The organism is Paenibacillus sp. JDR-2 (assembly GCF_000023585.1).
In the GTDB taxonomy this organism is placed as follows: Bacteria; Bacillota; Bacilli; order Paenibacillales; family Paenibacillaceae; genus Pristimantibacillus.
The window spans coordinates 1994512-2014730 of the sequence record NC_012914.1 but is presented as its reverse complement, the minus strand read 5'-3'; the positions used below and the strand labels follow the sequence as shown (position 1 = coordinate 2014730).

The 20219-nt window shown below is 48.1% G+C and carries 19 protein-coding genes; 1 reads left to right on the top strand and 18 read right to left on the bottom strand.

From position 1 onward, the window contains the following. Positions 1-14: 14 nt before the first annotated feature. Together PJDR2_RS08820 and PJDR2_RS08815 are read right to left on the bottom strand one after the other, a co-directional pair. Positions 15-1508 carry a spore germination protein gene (locus PJDR2_RS08820; protein WP_015843318.1) on the bottom strand — a complete coding sequence of 498 codons (1494 nt, stop codon included), beginning with the start codon at positions 1506-1508 and terminating at the stop codon, positions 15-17. 157 nt (positions 1509-1665) lie between these two features. Beyond that, the gene (locus tag PJDR2_RS08815) at positions 1666-2565 is read right to left on the bottom strand and encodes a LysR family transcriptional regulator (protein ID WP_041613380.1); all 900 of its coding nucleotides are present in this window, start codon (positions 2563-2565) and stop codon (positions 1666-1668) included. 152 nt (positions 2566-2717) lie between these two features. Between PJDR2_RS08815 and gdhA the strand changes: the two genes are divergently transcribed. Beyond that, positions 2718-4097, top strand: coding sequence for an NADP-specific glutamate dehydrogenase (gene gdhA / locus PJDR2_RS08810; RefSeq protein ID WP_015843316.1), 1380 nt, complete (start codon positions 2718-2720; stop codon positions 4095-4097). 84 nt (positions 4098-4181) lie between these two features. Here the strand turns inward: gdhA and PJDR2_RS08805 are convergent, their stop codons facing one another. The 16 genes from PJDR2_RS08805 to PJDR2_RS08730 all read right to left on the bottom strand — a co-directional run bounded on the left by PJDR2_RS08805 (position 4182) and on the right by PJDR2_RS08730 (position 19939). Continuing rightward, entirely contained in the window at positions 4182-5711 is a 1530-nt protein-coding gene (locus PJDR2_RS08805; RefSeq protein WP_015843315.1) for a sulfatase, read from the bottom strand. 142 nt (positions 5712-5853) lie between these two features. Next, a complete protein-coding gene (locus PJDR2_RS08800; protein ID WP_015843314.1) occupies positions 5854-6108 on the bottom strand; it encodes a hypothetical protein in 255 nt (84 codons plus the stop codon). Positions 6109-6282: 174 nt separating this feature from the next. Continuing rightward, entirely contained in the window at positions 6283-6579 is a 297-nt protein-coding gene (locus PJDR2_RS08795) for a hypothetical protein (RefSeq protein ID WP_083778081.1), read from the bottom strand. Between the two features lie 122 nt (positions 6580-6701). Next, complete coding sequence (locus PJDR2_RS08790; RefSeq protein WP_015843312.1) at positions 6702-7481, bottom strand: hypothetical protein; 780 nt, start codon at positions 7479-7481, stop codon at positions 6702-6704. Positions 7482-7537: 56 nt separating this feature from the next. Continuing rightward, positions 7538-8020, bottom strand: coding sequence for an anti-sigma factor family protein (locus PJDR2_RS08785; protein WP_015843311.1), 483 nt, complete (start codon positions 8018-8020; stop codon positions 7538-7540). 2 nt (positions 8021-8022) lie between these two features. Next, complete coding sequence (locus PJDR2_RS08780; protein ID WP_041613378.1) at positions 8023-8556, bottom strand: RNA polymerase sigma factor; 534 nt, start codon at positions 8554-8556, stop codon at positions 8023-8025. 41 nt (positions 8557-8597) lie between these two features. Further along, positions 8598-9848, bottom strand: a complete 1251-nt coding sequence (locus PJDR2_RS08775; protein ID WP_265525175.1) for a VTT domain-containing protein — start codon at positions 9846-9848, stop codon at positions 8598-8600. A gap of 84 nt (positions 9849-9932) precedes the next feature. Next, positions 9933-13049, bottom strand: a complete 3117-nt coding sequence (locus PJDR2_RS08770; protein ID WP_015843309.1) for an efflux RND transporter permease subunit — start codon at positions 13047-13049, stop codon at positions 9933-9935. Between the two features lie 159 nt (positions 13050-13208). Beyond that, the gene (locus PJDR2_RS08765) at positions 13209-13706 is read right to left on the bottom strand and encodes a hypothetical protein (protein ID WP_015843308.1); all 498 of its coding nucleotides are present in this window, start codon (positions 13704-13706) and stop codon (positions 13209-13211) included. Continuing rightward, positions 13703-14314 (bottom strand): DedA family protein, encoded by a 612-nt coding sequence (locus PJDR2_RS08760; RefSeq protein WP_015843307.1) that lies wholly within the window; start codon positions 14312-14314, stop codon positions 13703-13705. Before PJDR2_RS08760 ends, PJDR2_RS08765 begins: the two co-directional genes overlap by 4 nt. 38 nt (positions 14315-14352) lie before the next feature. Further along, the gene (locus PJDR2_RS08755; protein ID WP_015843306.1) at positions 14353-15189 is read right to left on the bottom strand and encodes an undecaprenyl-diphosphate phosphatase; all 837 of its coding nucleotides are present in this window, start codon (positions 15187-15189) and stop codon (positions 14353-14355) included. Between the two features lie 153 nt (positions 15190-15342). After that, positions 15343-16032 (bottom strand): response regulator transcription factor, encoded by a 690-nt coding sequence (locus PJDR2_RS08750; protein ID WP_015843305.1) that lies wholly within the window; start codon positions 16030-16032, stop codon positions 15343-15345. After that, complete coding sequence (locus PJDR2_RS08745; protein ID WP_015843304.1) at positions 16029-17504, bottom strand: sensor histidine kinase; 1476 nt, start codon at positions 17502-17504, stop codon at positions 16029-16031. The genes PJDR2_RS08750 and PJDR2_RS08745 overlap by 4 nt, the downstream gene beginning before the upstream one ends. A 103-nt stretch (positions 17505-17607) precedes the next feature. After that, positions 17608-18066 carry an HAD family hydrolase gene (locus PJDR2_RS08740; RefSeq protein WP_015843303.1) on the bottom strand — a complete coding sequence of 153 codons (459 nt, stop codon included), beginning with the start codon at positions 18064-18066 and terminating at the stop codon, positions 17608-17610. Positions 18067-18143: 77 nt separating this feature from the next. Beyond that, complete coding sequence (locus tag PJDR2_RS08735; RefSeq protein ID WP_015843302.1) at positions 18144-19094, bottom strand: LacI family DNA-binding transcriptional regulator; 951 nt, start codon at positions 19092-19094, stop codon at positions 18144-18146. Positions 19095-19222: 128 nt separating this feature from the next. Then, positions 19223-19939, bottom strand: coding sequence for a 3-ketoacyl-ACP reductase (locus tag PJDR2_RS08730; protein ID WP_015843301.1), 717 nt, complete (start codon positions 19937-19939; stop codon positions 19223-19225). Positions 19940-20219: the final 280 nt, after the last annotated feature.

The following is a 20219-nucleotide window of genomic DNA, read 5'->3' as shown; positions in this document are numbered from 1 at the left end:
TCCCGCCTTCTAAGTCATTCTCTATCGAGATTATTCTGTTTTTTCACCTTGCCCGGCTTGTACCTGACCGTTGACTCCGTTCTTAAGTAGCTTGGTCTTTTGTTGCTGAATTGATAAGACGGGCGTATAAAGCTGTCCTTCAAATCCCGGATCCTTAAAGGGTTAATCGGTACAATATACGGGACGCCAAGCGAGGTCAGACGGGTTAAGTGGACAAGCAGAAAACCAATCCCGATAAACATTCCCAGAGCTCCCCATATCGACGACGCAAGAATCATGGGAAAGCGCAAAAAGCGGATCGCGTTCGACATCTTATAGATCGGCGTGGCGAACGAAGCGAGCGCCGAGAAGGCTACGATAATAACCAGAATATTGCTCGTCAACCCGGCCAGAACCGTAGCTTGACCAATGACGATACCGCCTACGATACCTAAAGTCTGACCGATCTTGGTTGGCAGCCGGGCACCGGCCTCCCGAAGAAACTCGATTGTAATCTCGAGGAACAACACTTCCAGAAGAGGCGGAAACGGGACATTTCTCCTGGAGAATATGAGCGGTTCCAGCAAATCCCTTGGGATTACCTCGTAATGAAAAGTGGTGATCGCGATATACATGGAGGTTGCAAACAACGAAAAAATGACGCCAAAAATACGGATCAATCGGAAGAAAGACCCCAGGATCCAAGGCAGATAATAATCTTCCGGGGAATTAAAAAAATCGAATAATGTGGAAGGGCCTGTAATGAAATAAGGCGATCCGTCACTAATTACCGCCACTTGCCCCGTAATGAGCGCATAGACGACCCGATCTCTCCGTTCCGTGGACAGGAATAACGGAAAGGGAGTTAATGAATTGTCCGAAATAAACTGGTCCAGCTGGGAGGTATCGAAAATAACGTCATAGTCGATGGCTTCCAGCCTTTGTTCGATGGTTTGCACGTATTCCTTATTCGTTACCCCATCGATATAAACGATGGCGACTCTTGTTTTGGACGTTGTTCCAATCAGGATTTCTTTCACAACCAAGTTAGGAATGTTAACCTGAGACCGCAATAATCCGATATTCGTATCCAGACTCTCCACGAATCCTATCTTTGGTCCAACAACGCTGAATTCATTTTCGGTATCGTTGTTTTGGCGTACTCCTTCAACCGTTGGGATAGAGATGATCGCATATTTGCGGTCGTCCTGGGTAAACGAAGCTATAACGCAGCCTTTTAACAGCTTGGCTTGTACGTCTTCTACCCGGTCCGAGATTTCCACATCCTCAATCGGAATCCAGTTTTTGATATCCTCAAGGCGCTCAAGCTCCGAGTCCAGAGCCCGGTTTTGCAAAGGGTGAATGACATTCGCCTGAAGGGACTTCGCGTCAATCAATGTAATGAAATAGCAGATATTCAGCTGCTTACTGCCCGCGGAAACATGAATCGATTTATAATCGCTCGATTGGCTTATGATCTTGTTTAACTGGACAAAATCCCGACAATCAGTTATCAAATCATCAGTCATTCCCTATCCTCAAATCTCCATTTATGGTAATGGTATTTTTACCACAACAGCCCTCGTTCATTCTAAAATATTGATCCTAAAAAAAAGGAAAAACGCATAAAAAAACTCCTTGAATATCAAGGAGTTTTTTTATGCGTTTTTGTTATTTCGGCCGATGTTACAGCTTGTAGTCCGGCGTATAAAACTCGGTAAGAAAGCGGTAAAACAATTGCTCCGTCGGAAGCAGCTTGCGCTGGGTCGGACAGATGACCCCTATGCTCCGCGTAACCGTGGGATCTGCCAGCGGAATTTTCACCGTCGATTGCGGAATGTTTTCAACCAAGGTAACATCAGGCATAAGGGCAATCCCGAGGCCCGCCGATACCAGCCCTTTCAACGCATCAATGTCATCCCCTTCGAACGCGATATGGGGCGTGAAGCCTATTTCGCGGCAGGCATTTAGTACGATTCTACGGAAAATCGTCCCTTCCGGGAGCGTGACGAAGGACTCATCCTTCATCTCCGACAGCTGTATGCTGGACCGCTTGGCAAGCGGATGATGGATGGGCAGCAGCGCAACAATCCGTTCCGTAAATAAAAGCTTTTGCTGAATATGTTTATCCTCTTCCGGCAGCGGCGCGATCATGGCCAAATTAAACTCGCCGTTGACAACACCGTCAATCAAATCGCCGTAAAGGGCTTGTCTCATCTGAAACTTGGCTTCCGGATACTGTTTGCGAAAAGCATAAATCGCCTTTGGCAGGACATGCGCGGCCAAGCTGATCGGGAACGCGATACGAACGACCCCTTTTTCCGGATCCAAATATTCCTTTACTTCCCGCTCGGCCTCGTTCATCATGTGAAGCATTTGTTCCACGCGCTGAAGCAGAATCTTCCCTATCGGCGTCAGCTTAACTCTCCGTCCATTCCGAATAAATAAATCGACCCCTAATTCGCTTTCCAATTGAGCCAGCTGCCTGCTGACTGAGGATTGTGCAACATGCAGGACATTGGCGGCTTCAGTCACATGCTCTCTCTTTGCAACTTCCATAAAATATCGCATTTGTCTAACTTCCACTAAACTCACCCTATCCTTCATGCGCAAAACGCATCAACTTTATCCTATCTGAATATTGTTGCGATTAAATATTTGATATTAATATTAAACTACTAAATTAAAAAAGAGAAATGAATAAGTTTTCCTACAAACCTTGAGGGAGTGTTACCGAGATGAGTATCGTAAAAGAAGTTGAACAAGCCAACACAGAAGCTGCCCACAGCTATATTGATGATCTGTTTGAAACCGTGCAAAAACGCAATCCGGGTGAAGTTGAATTCCACCAGGCTGTGAAAGAAGTCTTCTTGTCCCTGATTCCCGTACTCGCGCAACAGCCGAAGTATATCGAGCATGCCGTCCTTGACCGCCTGGTTGAGCCGGACCGGATTATCTCTTTCCGCGTACCTTGGACGGATGACAAAGGCAAAGTACAAGTAAACCGCGGTTTCCGTGTTCAATTCAGCAATGCAATCGGCCCTTACAAAGGCGGCTTGCGCTTCCATCCATCCGTAAACGCCAGCATTATCAAGTTCCTCGGGTTTGAGCAAATCTTCAAAAACTCGTTGACCGGTCAAGCAATCGGCGGCGGTAAAGGCGGCTCCGACTTTGATCCTAAAGGTAAATCGGATCTGGAAATTATGCGTTTCTGCCAAAGCTTCATGATGGAGCTTAGCAAGCATATCGGTCCGGATACAGACGTACCGGCAGGCGATATCGGTGTTGGCGCAAGAGAAATCGGTTACATGTTCGGCCAATACAAAAAGCTGGTCGGCGCTTACGAAGCCGGCGTTCTGACAGGTAAAGGGATCGGTTACGGCGGCAGCCTTGGCCGTAAAGAAGCAACGGGCTACGGAGCCGTATACTTCGTTGAAGAAATGATGAAGAGCGTAGGCTTAGGCTTCAACGGAAGCACGGTAGTTGTTTCCGGCTCGGGCAACGTATCCATCTATGCCATCGAAAAAGCAATTCAACTGGGCGCGAAAGTTGTAGCCTGCAGCGATTCGAGCGGTTATATCTATCACGAGGCCGGCATTAACCTCGATACTCTTAAACGCCTGAAAGAAGTCGAAAACCGCAGATGCAAAGACTATGTTCTCGAGCATCCGGACGCGATCTACGTTGAAGGCTGCTCCGGCATCTGGTCGATTGCCTGCGATATCGCGCTTCCATGCGCAACGCAAAACGAAATCGACAAGGCTTCGGCTGAGCTGCTTGTGGGCAATGGCGTAAAAGCGGTCGGCGAAGGTGCCAACATGCCTTCCACGCTGGAAGCTATTGATGTCTTCCTGGACAACAAAGTGCTGTTCGCTCCTGCGAAAGCGGCAAATGCAGGCGGCGTATCCGTATCGGCTCTGGAAATGGCACAAAATAGCGCAAGATTGTCCTGGACGCTTGAGGAAGTAGATACCAAGCTCCAGCAAATCATGCACAACATTTATTCCGCGAGCATGAAAGCATCCGAAACATACGGCGTTCCAGGCAACCTCGTTATCGGCGCCAACATCGCCGGCTTTGTAAAAGTTGCCGACGCGATGATCGCTCAAGGCGTATAAAATCGTTTAAACGAAAACCACTTCTCCCAAAACGCGGAGAAGTGGTTTTTTGCTTTGCTCATGCCATATGAAATTCGTGTTTTGTCATTGGCTGACGCCGTATTTCTCACGCATCGATTGCATGGATATTTTTACGGTATTATTGATGGGCAGCCGGTCTTCCTTCTCCATCGACCATTGCAGCAGCTTGCGTTCCAGCTCGATACGGACGGAAGCAAACGCCGGGTCGGGAAAACGGTTATGCAGCTCATGCGGATCTGCCTTTAAATCATACAGTTCCCCTTCTCCGTTAGCATAGATGCAGAGCTTCCATTCCTTGGTCCGTATAGCCTTCCCCTTGCCTATCCACGCATCCGAATAAGCGCACCATACAAAATACCGCTCGTCAAGCGGATGCTCCGGACGAAGGGTAATATCGGACACCTTCACCGGATCGCCATGCTCTCCGCTCTCCATAACAACATATTCCCGCGGCGTAACGGATAAATCTCCTTCCAGGAAAGCCGCATGGCTTTTCCCCTGACAGCCCGGCGGAACAGGTATTCCTGCCAGTTCCAGCAACGTAGGCATAATATCGATCAGCTCCAGCAGGTTAGAGGTTCGTTTCGTGCCCTTGTAACCCGGAAGAGACATAATAAACGGAACATGCGTGAAGGAGTCGTAGAAGAAATTATGCTTCTGAATAATGCCGTGAGCCCCCATGGAGTCTCCATGATCGGAAGTAAAAATAATCACGGTGTTCTCCAATAGACTTAACGCATCCATCCGCTCAAATATTTTGGCCAACGTATCGTCAATAAAACGGATCATTCCGTAATGAATGGCACGGACCTGCCGGATCAACTGCTCGTCGGCTGTATCCATCGCATCCATAAGATGCGCAACCTTAACCCGCTCCGGCTTGCCCTCCAATGAATCGACGGGTGGCATCGGCACATCCTCCGGACGGATCATGCTGGCATAAGGCTCAGGCACTTGATAAGGGGTATGCGGATCGGGAAAGGATAGCCAAGTGAAAAATGGCTGATTTTCTTGCCGGAGATGGGCTAAATAATCCAGCATCGTTTCTCCGAGCAAATAGGTTCCGCATTTTTCAACCGGTGCCGGATTGGTCCCGTGTCCAAGCGGACTGCTCCAGCAATGCTCAACGGCCCACGCATGCGCAGCCTGTGCGCCGGGATCATCCCGATACCCGTCAACCATATGCCCGTGGTCGGCGAGACGAACGTAATCAAATACTTCGTGCAGCAGAGATGGATTCTCCGGCACACCGCCCGGGTAAATAGAGGACGGCCTTTCCGTAAAGGCATGATTTTTCCCGATGATCGCCGTTTGATAGCCATGATTCTTCAGTACTTGCGGCAGGGTTACTTCCGAGGGATTAATCAGCATATGGTTAGCGTGAAGATTTAACGTGGAGCAGTAGCGGCCGGTAAACATGGATGACCTTGAAGGCGCGCATGCCGGATAATTGCAGAAAGCTTGTTCAAATACAACTCCCCGCTCCGCCAACGCTTCGAGCGCCGGCGTATGTAAAGCAGTGTTTCCGTATAAGCTTAAAGTTTCCGCGGTTTGCTGATCGGTCTGGATCAATAAAATATTGGGTTTACTCACTCTTGTATTTCCTCCTCGCTGCAACATTTTCATGGAAACGTTTTCCTTGTCATTTAGGATAAACGCTATACTCCATGAAAACAACCTATATGCATTGGCGGCTACAGTAAGATGGGCTGGCGATCGGGATTTAAAGCTGCGGTTATGTTAAAGGTTGAGTTTTATTCTTAAGTCCATTTCCTTGCCATAACAAGGACATGCGGATGCTGGTGCGGCGGATCTTATCCTTTCGCGTTTCGTCGGAATCCGTAAAAAAGCAAGCATCGACGGCAATGCTGAGCAATGCCTCTTTCGCTGCTTGGGAAGCATATGGTTCTTGCTGGATAAGATAATGGCAAATCTGATAGCAATAGCTCTCATACCGCCGCAAGATACCGATTTTTACATGCCGGTCCATAGAGAAATGTTCTCCCTTCTCCTCCTGTGCAATCTAAGCATAGGATAAGAAAAACTATTTAATAAAACCTAAGGAAAAACCTTAAGTTTTTCTTAAGAAGATGCTGGAAGAAAAAAAGCTCCCCGCACAGGAACAGGTTGCCTCGCCTGGTTGCCCTTGAGGGGAGCTTCTTTGTTAATCGCTGCTTGATCCGCCGCCTCCCGAATCGGACCCCGAAGAGGAATCGTTTGAAGAGGAATGGCTGCTTCCATGATCATGATGGTGATGATGGCCGTGATGGTGATGGCGGTGGATATTATCATCCGAATGGTTGTTAATGCCGGGAGAATGCAAGTTCGGATCCACCGAGGAATGCCCCGATCTTCTATATCCCCCATTGGTTCGGTTCCCTCTTTGATTGGAGGATCCCATCACGTTCGATATAATCACGAAGGCAGCCGCTACAATAACGATGACGATCACAATGGACAAAATAATACCCCCCTCATGCAATATCCATATTTTACCTAAAGTTTGCTCGCAAGATCAATCTTTATTTTCGCAAAAAAAAATACGGCAGCCGGTCCTAGTGACCAGCTGCCGCTGTATTAGATTTAAGCTTTTCTTTTACGCATTCCCGCAATCCATAACGTGCAGATACCAAGCGAAAACATGGCGGCCACCAAAAAGATAAGCCATCCGATAATAGGTATATTGGAAAAGGCGGCTAACAAAGCTGCCCCAATCAACACCTTGAGCCAATCCGGCCGCGGCTCCGACCATTTGATCATATCGCCAATCCGATAGCTTATCACGGTTAAGCCCATAGCCACAGCGATTATAGCCGCAATCAGCACAAGGATCAACACCGGTATGCCAACAACCGTAACAAGCAGCAGCAGGCTGAGGGCTGCTATCGCTATGCCGCTAAGAAACCCTGCAGAGAGAAGGCGTCCCGACGGAACAGATTGGAACCGCTCCGTGAAGGAAGCCATCTTTTTCTTCCCCAGAAGCCTGATTAGAACCGGAATTAGTACAAGGAGCAAGCTTCCTGCAAGCTGCAACACCCATAGGCCGGCAACAATGCCGCTGCCAAGCAGCAGACTGTTCTGCGTGGCGTTGTCGAGGGATATGTCGTATAAATCGTCTCCTAATACTGCTCCCGGATCCTGATTCGCTTCCCCGCCGATTACCACGACAACGCCATCAATCGTGGCCGTGCTGCCGATATGCAGGCTGCCGTTGATGACAACGACTACCCCTTTCACGTGACCAAGCACTTCCGCATCTCCGCCAACTACATATACATCGTCAACCGTCTGCTCTCCGGGCACGGTTGTATTCTGATGCTCGAATATACTGCTTGCAGAAGCAACCCCCGGTACCAAGATCATAAGGAGTAAAAGGAATCCTATCACATAGATCGATTTTCGCAAGACATTCAGACCTTTCAGCTTACTGTTGTATGAAGCAGCCGCTTTAGCGAGTAGAAAGAAACCGCAAGGATAGATAAGGAAAGGAGGATCGTCATTCCCGACAAGACGGGTATGCTAAGAATAAAATGCGAACCCGCGTACATCAGGGTGATCATAAACTTGGATAATCCGTGCACTAGCTTAATGATGACCGTGCCTGCCAACGCATATAAGATAACGAATGGAATCAGTATGCAGAGGACAATAAGCAAACCCGCATATTTCTCCGCCGCTGATGTCCTTACCCGTAAAGAACGCATAACCTGCGATTCCAAACTCTCTGGTGCTTCAACCGAGCTGAAGGAAAGGACAAAATGATCCTTGAGCTGAAGGAAATCCTCCAAGAGCTCCTGGCAAGTCTCGCAGGTTTCTAAATGGGCTTCAACCTCCTGCCTCTCTGCCTGGCTTAATTCCCCGTCAAGGTAGGCTGAAAGCTGCTCTTTCATATGCCGTTCCACATTTAATCCTCCCTTCGTAATTCATTCCGTAAATTTATTCTCGCCGCAAATAGCCGCGATTTAACGGTTCCAAGCGGAACCTCCAATATTGCCGCAATCTCTTCATAAGAGTATCCCTGCACCTCATGCAGCAGAAGAACCTCCCGATGATCCGCGCTAATTCTGCCGAGCCCGTCCGCAAGGGATACTTTCTCCAAGGTATCCGGCATATGAGGATCGGTAATATCTTCATTGTGACCTTCCTTCAGCTCTTGTTCAAGAGCCTTTGCACGCTTTTTCAATCTGTCCTTGCACAGATTGGAAGTAATCCGGAGGATCCAGGACGAGAAGGCATAAGCGGTATCTAATGAGGACAAGGAATAAAAAGCCTTAATAAACGCCTCCTGCGCAGCATCCTCGGCATCCATCCGATCTCCCAGCATCCCGAGGGCGTGCCTGTAAACATGCCCTTTATATCGCTTCACAAGCGCTGCGTACGCCTCTTGATCACCGGATTTAGCTTGAAGAATGATAGATTTAAGTTCCTCGCTCGCCACTTGCACATTCAACTCCTACCGAAACAAACCTGACCGATAACTTAAGCTATACTTACTCTGCTTCGCCGCAGTTTCCGCCTCACTTCCAGCATTAGAACGTTAAGACTTGCCCAAACGCCGCCAAATACATAACCTGCGGCTACATCGCTTGGATATTGCAAGTTGAAATAGATGAGGCTGATCCCTAACAAGAAGCATAGAAGCGCCGCGGCTGCAATCAGGACTAAATGAATGATTTCCTGGCTGTATTGCCGCAAAATCAGAAAGACGCAGAACCCCAATACGGTAACCGCCGTAAAGGTATCCTCGCTTGGAAAGGTGTTCGTGATTGGAATACCGGAAGAAACGGGACCCGTCCGGTGAAAGACCATGCGAAGCCCTTCATTCAGAACGGCACCTCCAGCAATCGTCCAGCACATAAATACGATTTCCAGCAGCTTGTTGTTTCCCTTGAATCGAATAACGATCAGGGTAAGGGCAATCACCGGGGCATACAGATAAATGCTGCCTATCTGCAGGAAATCCTCCATCAGGTCATGCCAGCCTGAGCCGATGATCATCAGGGTCAAATAATAAGTCACTTCATCAAACTTCCCGAACTCCTGCGCGACATAATCTTGAATCATTCCGAACATAAGCGAGAGAGATAAGACGAACGCGGCAAAGGCAGCGAGCACCAAATATTTCGCTTTCCCCAATGAGCGTACATGGCGAACCCCTCCGCCAACTAGATCCAGCAGGAACGAGATGATACGGTATTTGTACTTTTTCAAGAGATTGTAGAGCAAAAACAGCAGACCCGAAGCAATCGCAAAGATAATCAAATAACGGTTCACCGTGGAGTGGTATGCTTCCCATTTAGGTCCTAACACTTTTCCGAGCGAGATAAATAAGCTGACCCAAAAGACAGCCCCGGAATAAGCGTAAATCGCATACCGCCGAAACGGCATTCGGGTTACTCCGCAGAAGTAACCCGTAATATGCCTGACGCCCGGTATGAAATAGGCGATAAACAACAGCTTATCGCCATATTTCTCAAACCAGACCGTTAAGCGCTCCATTTGCTCCTCACCCATATGGAACCGACGCCCGTATTTCGCAATAAACGGTTTGCCTAACCAATAACCGATCCAATAAGAAAGCGTTATTCCGGTTGTAACGCCGGCTGATGCGGTTAGAATGCTAAGAAGCCAGCTCAATTTCTTCTCAAATACGAGCATTCCCGCATAGCTCATCATAATCTCTCCAGGAAGAGGCAAGGCCAGCATTTCGAGGCATAATGCGAGAAAAATAATTCCGTAACCATACTGTTCAAGCCAAGCTGCGATATCGATGACGAATACCCCCTTGCTTCTTCCATTATTGTGAACCGGATATCAGCTATTCATCCTGATAATGGTTTCTGATTTTCGTGCAGTTCTGCCCAGCATCCATTCGTAAATAATCGGAATCATGAAGAAGCTGTTTAATGTGGAGGTAATCATGCCTCCAATAACCACAATACCAAGCACCTGAGAAATAACCGTATCCGCGCTATGCGAAAGCGCCAGAGGAATCAAGGTCAGGATCGTGGTGCCGGCTGTCATAAAGATCGGACGAACTCTGGACAAGCTGCCCTGAATAACCGCGTCGCGAAGCTCCATTCCTTCTTTTCGGTTCCGCTCGATCTTATCGATAAGCACGATACCGTTCGTAACAACAATCCCCGTGAGCATCAGCACGCCGATAAACGCCGCGAGATTCCACTGGCCATGAATCGCGTACAAAGAGATGACGATGCCGGACAAAGCAAGCGGAATGCTCAGCAATACGGCAAGCGGCGCCTTCCAGCCTTTGAATACCATGCTGGTAATAAGCAGTACCAGCAAGATGGAAACGGCAACCGCAATGACAATCTCGATAATCATCTGCGTGACCTGCTGGGTAATTCCGCCAAGCGAATAGCTTACTCCTTCCGGAAGCTGCAGATTCTTTAAGGTTTTATCCACGTCTTTGGATACCTTGCTCATATTGCCCGAAGTAATCTGAGCCTGAACGACAGATACCGGCTCGCCGTCCCGCTCCTGAATGGAAGATAAAGCATCGCTTTTTTGCATCGTTACAAAGGAATCGAGCCGGTAAGCTTTTCCGCCGTTGCCTTTAACGGTCTCTGCCGCCAAGGAGGCAAGTACCTGTTCCGGGGAATACACCGGTATGGACTGGTCGTTCGCTACTCCCTCTTTGACCGAATCGATATATACATCCACCGGAATCGTACCCGTTCCCGTTGAGGTCGAGATATCAAAGTCCTTTGCTTTGGAAGTATATCTGAGCAATAGCTTATTTACCTCATCCGGATCAATACCGTCAGCAAGCGCCTTATCTTTATCTATCGAGAGCTCGTATTTAGGATTACCGTTCGTCAGATCCGTCTGGCCGGTCACGCTAAGTCCCGGAATTTGAACCAGCTTCGCGCGTACTTGCGCGGCTGTTTTTTCTAACGTCAGCTGGTCCGCGCCGGTTAACATGATCTTGATCGTCGAGTCATCGCCGGCAATATTCTGATTGGTGACCGTGATCGCCCCTTGGCCAGACACCTTATTCAAATCCGACTGTAAAGAAGGAATAATTGCCTTAACGCTCTTCTTGTCTTTCAGTTGAATGGAAAGATTGGCTACGTTTGGCTGCTGGATAAATCCGCCGCCTTGATCAAATACATCGTCTGCCGTAGGCGTAAAGCTGGAGCCGAAAGCAGCGGTATAGGAAGCAATGCCGGCATTATGCTGAAGTTCATTTTCGACGACTTTGACTTCTTTATCGACTTCCGACAAAGGGGTTCCTTTCGGAAGCTCCACCTTGACGGCCACCTGCCCGCTTGCGGTGCTTGGAAGCAGGCTGAATGGAAGCTGCGATCCAAAGATTGCCGCTGCCGCAAATAGAATGAGCGAGATGCTTACTACGGTTTTTTTGCGTTTCAGTGCCGACAGAAGCAGCGGCTTCATAAGCGGCTCCAGCGTTACGGCTTCCGCCTTCGGTTTGCTCCAACCCATCATCGCAAAGGTTGGGATGACAATCATGGCAACAAGGAACGATACGGTTAGGGCAATAACTACCGACCAGGCAAAACCGGAATAGGAAGCCCCGATAATACCGCCTACCAAAGCTATAGGAACATATACGGCTATCGTTGTTGCGGTCGAAGCGAATATCGCCGGAAGCATCTCAACAACCGCAGCGGAAAGGACGCCAAGAACCGGCTTGCCTTTGCTCTCTTGGATTCTCCGGTACATATTATCCAAAATGACAATCGCATCATCCACAATCCGGCCCATCGCGACGATAAGTCCAGACACAGTCAAAATGTTCAGCGTAATGCCCATTGCTTTCAATACCGCCGTTGTTGCGAGCAGGGAGATTGGCAGCGTAACGGCAATCAACAAGGTAGAACGCACATTCCGGAAGAAGAATAAGACGCAAAGCATGGAGAACACACAGCCTAATAACCCTTCACGGACAAGTCCCAACAGAGAACTGTTCAGATCATGCGCGCGGTCGGTGAGCAATTCCATCTTGACGTCCCCGCTCTGAACAACCGGGATCTGATTCACGCGATGCTTGACCTGGTTCGCCACGTCAGTGATGGTTGCAGTTGGCGTTTTAATGACATTGAGCATGACATTAGCTTTCCCGTTCGTGCGGGAAACGGTTTTGACATCCGTCAGAGACGGATAGACCGCAGCAATTGCGGACAAAGGAACGCTGTTTCCGTCTTTATTTTTAATCATAAGCTTGCTTAACTGATCCTCCGTCAAATCCCAGCCCTCAACCTTGATCGGAAACGACGCTTTGATATTCGCGATATTGCCCTGCAGGCTCGGAACATCAGCCGTAATGGATTTATTGAAATCATCGAGAGTCAGTTTATTCGCCACAAGATCCTTCATGCGGAGCACGACGACATAACCTTTGTTCGCGCCCCCTACCGTCTGAACGTCGGAAACACCGGGAACGGATTTTAATTGGTTAACGATATCGGTCTGGGTAGATGACTGCAAAGTTAAATCATCGATTTTACTGCTGTTTGACGTAAGACTGTAACTCAAGATCGGAAAAGTACTGGACGTCAGCCTGGTTACAGCGGGTTTGTTTACGCCGTCGGGCAGCGCTGCATCGTTTAACGCTTGCTTGATGGCGTTCTCGGCTTTGCCCATGTCATAGTCCATTGGATAGTAAATATTCATAAGTACCCCGCCGTCATACGAGGTTGTCTCCAAATTCGTTATTCCGTTCGTCTTGCGGATCGCATCCTCAAGCGGCGCCGTAATGTCCCGCTTGATTTGATCCGCTTGATAAGAAGACGCGCGCAGGGACACCATTAAGGTCGTGTTATTGATGCCGGGAAGATAATCCCGCTGCATTTGCAACGCCGATACGGCCCCCCATGCCAAAATTAATACGACGCTAATTAAAATAATGGCTGATCTTTGCATAACAGCTTCTATAAGTCGCTTCATTATGAACTCTCCTCTCCTGTCTATATAGGGAAAGACTCAGGCATGGGCGGAATTGTTCATTCGTGAAAAAATAATTTCGCTTCCAAAATCCGGTTTGTTGCATTGGTTAATAAAAACGGCTGCCGTCATACGCGATGCCCGGCAGCCGTTGTGCATTTTTTATCGATTTCCGTTTCGTCTGAATATTCCCCCAGTCATTAACACCAGGACAATAAAAAGGATAAACCCATACTTCTTGAAGTGAATACGAATGTTTCCTGTACGAGTCGGACTGGGTTGACCTAGATCTGTCCGGGTTACCGTAAAGTCCATTTGATCTTCTTGGGACTCCGTTAAATGCCGGAACAAAATTTCCGCCCTATAATCACCGGTTCTCAATCTGGGAACATTCCGGATTTCAAGGCTCCGTTCCTTGTCAGGTCCAAGAATAACCCGTTCCAAAGTAACGGCATGGCCAACACGTTTATACCGGTATTCATCCTGACTGCTGTTATAAGCACGACTCACCTGTACGGAAAAATCGCCCGTTAAGGCTTCCTTGCTTTTATTCCATACTTTTAAATAAATAACAGGCTGACCGTCGGGCGTAAGAGCGTAATTATAATGCTCGATTACCATGTCCGAGACGGATGCATAAACGGGGGCCGGTTCAATCATAACCGAATCCGCTTCCTAAGGAATAACCAATACACCAGCCCTCCCGCGACTAGAAGCGCAATCGCATAGCTAACCGGATGCATGTATTTCTCCAGTAAATCGATATTGGCTCCACCTTTGTATCCGGCATAGGCCAAGGCTACATTCCACGGAATACAGCCTAAGAAGGTGAACAACAAGAACTTGGAGAACTTCATCTCGGCTATACCGGCCGGAAGCGAAATAAAAGTACGGATAAAAGGCAGATTTCTCGCAAAAAACACGCTGCTTGCTCCATATCGGGTGAACCACCGCTCGGCTTGAGTAAGATGGGAATTTCTAAAGAAAACATATTTACCGTACTTATTTAGAACTTTTCTTCCGCCAAGCGCTCCGACATAATAGGCTATTATTGAGCCCGCCACATTGCCAAGCACGCCCGCAATAACGACTGCCTGCCACGATATCGTACCGTTCGCCGCTGCCAAGCCCCCGCTAAGCAAAATAACTTCGCTTGGAATCGGTATACAGGCACTCTCCAGCACCATGCCGATAAATATCCCGTAAATGCCCACCGCATCAATAAGTTGAACCGCTATATTCGATATCCAATCGATAACACTATGCAATTTGCTGCAACCCCCTCCGGGAATATGAAATAGAGCGATTAGTTGCCCGTAACCAGCAGGTATACCAGAAAGACGGCCGCAAGCGCAAAGCGATAATAGGCAAAAGGCGCAAGCTTGAAGCGTTCAAGGAGCTTCAAGAACGTAATAACCGCAACTAGGGCCACCACAAAAGCGACCAGGAAGCCGGTAATAAAAAATACCGCATCCGACGCTGTTAAGGTGTTATAGCTTTTTAACAACTCGAATCCGCTGGCGGCTACCATCATCGGAATCGCAATCAGGAACGAGAAGTTCGTTGCCGCTCTATAGCCAACACCAGCCAATAATCCTCCCGCAATTGTCGCACCCGAGCGCGAGAAGCCTGGCCAAAGCGCCAGACATTGAAATAATCCGATATACACGGCCTGCTTATAGGTAATCTGATCCACCCCGTCGGATTGGACAGAAGACTTGCTGCTGCTCTCGCCGAACAGCATAAAGATCCCTCCGAAAACCAAGCCTACAAGCACGGTGTAAGCGGAGAATAAATACGAGGTAATAAACGAGTGCAGAACTAGCCCCAGCACCATCGCGGGCAAGCAGGCAAGAATAATATGGAGAAGATTAAGTCTGCCCGGAAGCTTATCTTGCTGGGCTCCAGCCATCTCCGGCGATAGTCCCTTTATTCCCAGAAGGTTGAATATTCTCCGCCAATAAATAACGGCAACCGCCAGAATAGCTCCAAGCTGTATAATAATCTCAAAGGTATCCGCCTTGTCACCGGTAAAGTTCAACAGCTTTCCCGATAAAATCAAATGACCTGTTGAAGACACCGGAAGAAATTCGGTTAATCCTTCTATGATGCCCTGAACAACAGCTGTAAGAATGTTTTGCATAACAGAATAACTGCTCCTCTCGTAAATCATGCCTTAATTAAACTTCTCCTAATGTAAGGCGAAGATCTCAACGAGCAGTGAATATTCGATTAAATTTTTATTAACTATTATGAAAAAAATAAAAAAAGCCTGATCCCCGGATCAGACTTTTCTTTACCCTCTGCAGCGATAGCCAGCCCCCCATACCGTTTCGATATAGACGGGGTTAGCAGAGTCCTTTTCAATTTTTTCGCGAATTTTCCTAATATGCACGGTAACCGTCTGCATATCTCCAAGCGCGTCAACTCCCCATATCCGTTCAAAGAGATGCTCTTTGCTAAACACTTTATTGGGATGACTCGCCAGGAAGTACAGCAGATCAAATTCTTTCGTTGTTAATACCGCTTCCTCGTCATTCACATAGACCTTGCGCGTATCCGGATCGATATACAGATCACGAATTTGAACGATGTTTTTGACGTCTTTTTTGCCAACCAGCCGCTCATACCTGGCCAGATGGGCCTTCACTCTTGCAACCAACTCGGCTGGCTTAAACGGTTTGGTAATGTAATCGTCCGCGCCAAGACCCAACCCCCGAATCACGTCAATATCGTCATGGAGAGAAGTGACGATAAGAATCGGAATGTCCTGCTTCTCCCTTATTTTCTTGCAAACCTCGAACCCGTTCATCTTGGGTATCATCAGGTCCAGAATGACCAGATCATAATGGCCGGACAAGCTCATTGCCAGACCCGCTTCTCCATCAGCGGCTACCTGCACTTCAAATCCGTTAATCTCCAGGTAATCCCGCTGAAGCTCCGCTATCGTTGTATCGTCTTCAATCAGCAAAACCGACTTGATCATTTCCCTCCTCCTTCCCTTGAATGAATGGGCAAATACAAGCTGATGGTTGTACCGGCTGTCCACTTGCTTGCTGCCGTTATTTCTCCGTTATGGCTCTCCATGATTTGCTTTGCAATGGCAAGCCCAAGGCCACTCCCGCCCGTCTTAACGCTCCGCGATTCGTCGGCGCGATAGAACCGTTCGAACATGTGTTCAAGATCTTTGTCCTTCATTCCGATCCCGTTATCCGAAATCTTCATGACTGCTTGATTCCCCTCTAGATATGCTTTTATCCGGATAACCGGCAAGGGTTTGTCCATATACCTGACGCTATTGGAGATAATATTATTCAGCACGCGTTTGAATTGGTCTCTGTCCATGCGTACGAAAGATCCGGCAGGCACATGGATATCGGGCTCGAACGCAATTGATTTTTTCTCAAGCTCGAATTGAAGCTCCTCCGACAAATCGTTTAGAAAAGGCAACAGTTCCACCGCTTCAAAGAGGAACGGCTGGCGGTTAAGATCAAGCTTGGAGTACAAAAAGAGTTCGTTGATCAGATGCTCTAGCTCCGCGGCCTTCGCATCGATCGTTTTCATGTACCTCGCGCTTTTCTCCGGCGTATCCGCCACACCTTCCATCACCCCGTCAATATAACCCCGGATGGCGGTAAGCGGCGTTCTCAGATCATGCGATATGCTTGCAATCAATTCCTTTCGGTTCTCCTCGTATTGAGCTTGGATCCGAATAGAATCCTGCATGCGCGAACGCATATCCTCAAAGGCCATGCCTAATTGACCAATCTCGTCTTTGCCTTCAACCTGAAGCTTGAAATCCAGATTTCCATTCTTCATCTCCCGCGCGGCTGTCCGCAAGGTCTGCAGGCGGCGGATAATGTTTTTGGACATATAAGTCGTCAGCAGGACATGAGTGATAATAAGAATCAACAAGGAACATACAAATAAGGTAGGGAAATACTTGCGGATGAAGTAGGTAAGCGGATCTTCCTTCGATATAATAAACAGGCTGACCGGTTCGTCCTTAAACATGACGTCAAACTGCAAAAATACATAATTCGTATTTCCTTCTTTTTTCTCTGTATAACCGTTTGAAGCATTCGGCTGCGCATATTCCGGCAAATCAGCTGCCAGCCGAGGACTTTGCGCCATAATCTCCGAGCGGTAGTAGACGTCATCGCCTCTTCTTACGATGATACCGGAATCGTTTTTTTCCAAATCAGCGGACATATCATTCAAATACGTAGAGTCCAGCAATAAATCGGGATGCCGGACCGATGTACGTTTGATTTCTTTTACCGCATGCTCGACAGCTTCGTGGCCAAACCTGTTTTCCGTCGTTTCATAAACGCCCTTTAGGTTCTTCACGTCCCCTTGATAGAAGATAACCAGGAGCAGACTGATAACCAGGATCGATATAAGCGGTATGACCAGCATTGCCGCATAAGATAATAGCAATTTAAAGCGTATGGACATGCAGGGTAAATCTCCTTAAGGGAACAAAATAGGGTGCGGCTTGCGTTAAGGGTTGTTTCTCTATTATTGGCATTGTGATTGGAAAGGTCAATCTCCCTTGCCATTAAGGACGATTCAGAAGAGTCAGTATATCTTTCGGATGTTCAAATTTATACTTTGCGGGAATAAGGTCAGGCTGCCTGCATCCCCATAACGCTAATCCAAAATCTACTCCGGCATCTCTGGCGCATTCGTAGTCGTAGACGGTGTCGCCGATATAAATGGTTGAGTCCGCCCGTGCGCCCGAGATCTCAAGAAAGGCAAGCAAAGGCTCCGGATGAGGCTTATGCCTCTTCGTATCATCCGCGCATAAGGCAAAGGGCAGGTCGCGAACGAGACCAAAGGGGACAAAGTCATCCAGATACTCCTGACTCGTCTTCGAGGTAACCACTCCTTTTAGAACCGGATACTCTCTAAGTTCAGCGAGCAGCTCCCCAATTCCGTCAAAAACATGAATCGTATGCCGGTGCTCTTCCGAATTGATCAAAGTGCCGTCAACGTCAAAAATAAGGGCCGTATACATAGCTATCTTCCTCCTACAGCTTTAGAATCAATCTCTTGTCTGTAGGCTAAAGTATGAAATCCTTTTCAGGTCAATAGCTAAATCGATTGCCTTACAACGATGCGATACGGAATCTCGATCTTATCCCTGGATTTTTCAACGATGAGATCAAAGGCTTGCTCTCCGACTTTCACCAATTGATGATCAACCGTAGATAGACCTAATCCAATTCCGACCGGCTGGTTTTCTTGGCCGATGATCGCCAAGTCTTCCGGCACCTCCAGCTGGATGCTCCTTGCATACTGGTATATTCCCGTTGCAACCTCATCGCCGTTCGCGTAAATAGCCGTTGGTCTCCGTTTAGCATGAAGCAGCTGCTTGGCTGCCCGTACCCCATCCTCCATGCTGTAGCAATCGCTGATATGGTAGGCAGGCGGAAGTTCGCCCAAAATATGCTCATACGCTTTGAAAGTCAGTCGGGTACTATTGCTCTCTTCACCTCTTGCCGTCGTAAAAGCGACACGGGAATGACCCTTGTCTTTTAATAATCGGAAGGCGTCTACGAAAGAGGCATACCGGTCCATGTAGGCGCAGCCAATCTCCGGATGATCCGTATATTCGCAAGCCACAATGGCCCCGTATTTGGAGTACGGGACAATGGCGTCCCATGCATTCGAGCGGGACGTAAGGATAATCCCGTCCAGCTGTTTATTTTTCAGCCTGTCCAGGGAACGTAGCTCTTTAGCCGGATCGTACTTGGTAGGCAGCACCATAACGGAATAATCGCGTTCCACCGAGCGGTTAAGCACGCCATGAAGCAGCTGATCAAAAGCCTGATTATTGTTGTAAGGCATGATGACACCGATGGTTCTTGTTTCTTGTCGGTTTAAATCAACGGCCAAGCGGTTTGGCGTGTAATCCAATTCGTCAATCACGCGCTGAACAGCCGCACGCTTCTCCTCCGACACATACGGATTATGATTTAACACCCTGGATACCGTTGATACCGATACGCCCGCGCGCTTTGCAATGTCATTAATATTTGCCATTGTCACCTCTCCGCCTACGAATGAGTTATAAATAATATCGAATATATAACACTATCCCGTATACAACAAGCAAAAGACTGACGATAAATCGGCAGTCTTTTGCTTGTTTCTTATTTCGTATTACGCCCTTATGGGTTGGTTGACCAAAGTCCCGCTTGCTTCAATACGACACGGCGGTGGAGCTTCAGCTGCGCGACAATCAAATCAGCCAAATCTTCAGGCTGCATAACCTTCTCAGGGTTGCCGTCGGTTAGCTTAAGCTCCACAGCCATATCCGTTGCAACCGTGCTTGGGGTCAAGGTGATTACCCGAATGTTATTCTTGCGAACCTCAAGCATTAAGGATTCGCTGAGACCGATAACGGCAGCCTTCGAAGCCGTATACGCGCTTGTGAGAGGCGCTCCTCTCTGACCGGCCGTGGACGCAATGTTTACGATATCGCCTGTATTGCGTTCAATCATTTCAGGCAATACCGCGCGTGTCGTGTAGTACACGCCTTTGACGTTAACATCAATAATGTTGGTCCACTCTTCCGGCGTCAGATCCATGAAACCGCCGAATTTGCCTACGCCAGCGTTGTTAATTAGAATATCGATGGCACCTAATTCGGAGCGAATGATCTCAACCGCTGCGGTAATCGAAGCCAGATCGGCCACGTCGGCTGATGCAAGGGCTACCTTCACGCCATACGGCTTAAGCTCTTCCGCTACTTTATGTAAGTTCTCAAGCGTTCGTCCAACAAGGCCGACATGAATGCCCTCTTGCGCGAACGCAATGGCTACCGCCCGTCCGATACCACGCCCTGCTCCTGTAATTAACGCTACTTTACCTGCTACGGATTGCATATCTGTTCTCTCTCCTTTAGTTTGTAGTCAAGTTAAGTTTGATACAATGTTCAAGAATAATCAACTCTATAATTGCTGCGATGCGTCGGCAACTGATTAAGCGCCTTGGTCTGATTAAAAACATTGTACAATTCTGATTCAGCGGGGCAAGGCAACGGCCGGGGGCAATTCCCGGCGCAAGGATAGAATGGAACAGCCCCACTGCCTCTAGTCCTAGTCAATAATAGCTAACGCCATGCGGCAAGCAGATCGTTTATGAAACTTAGGTACCGGGTATATC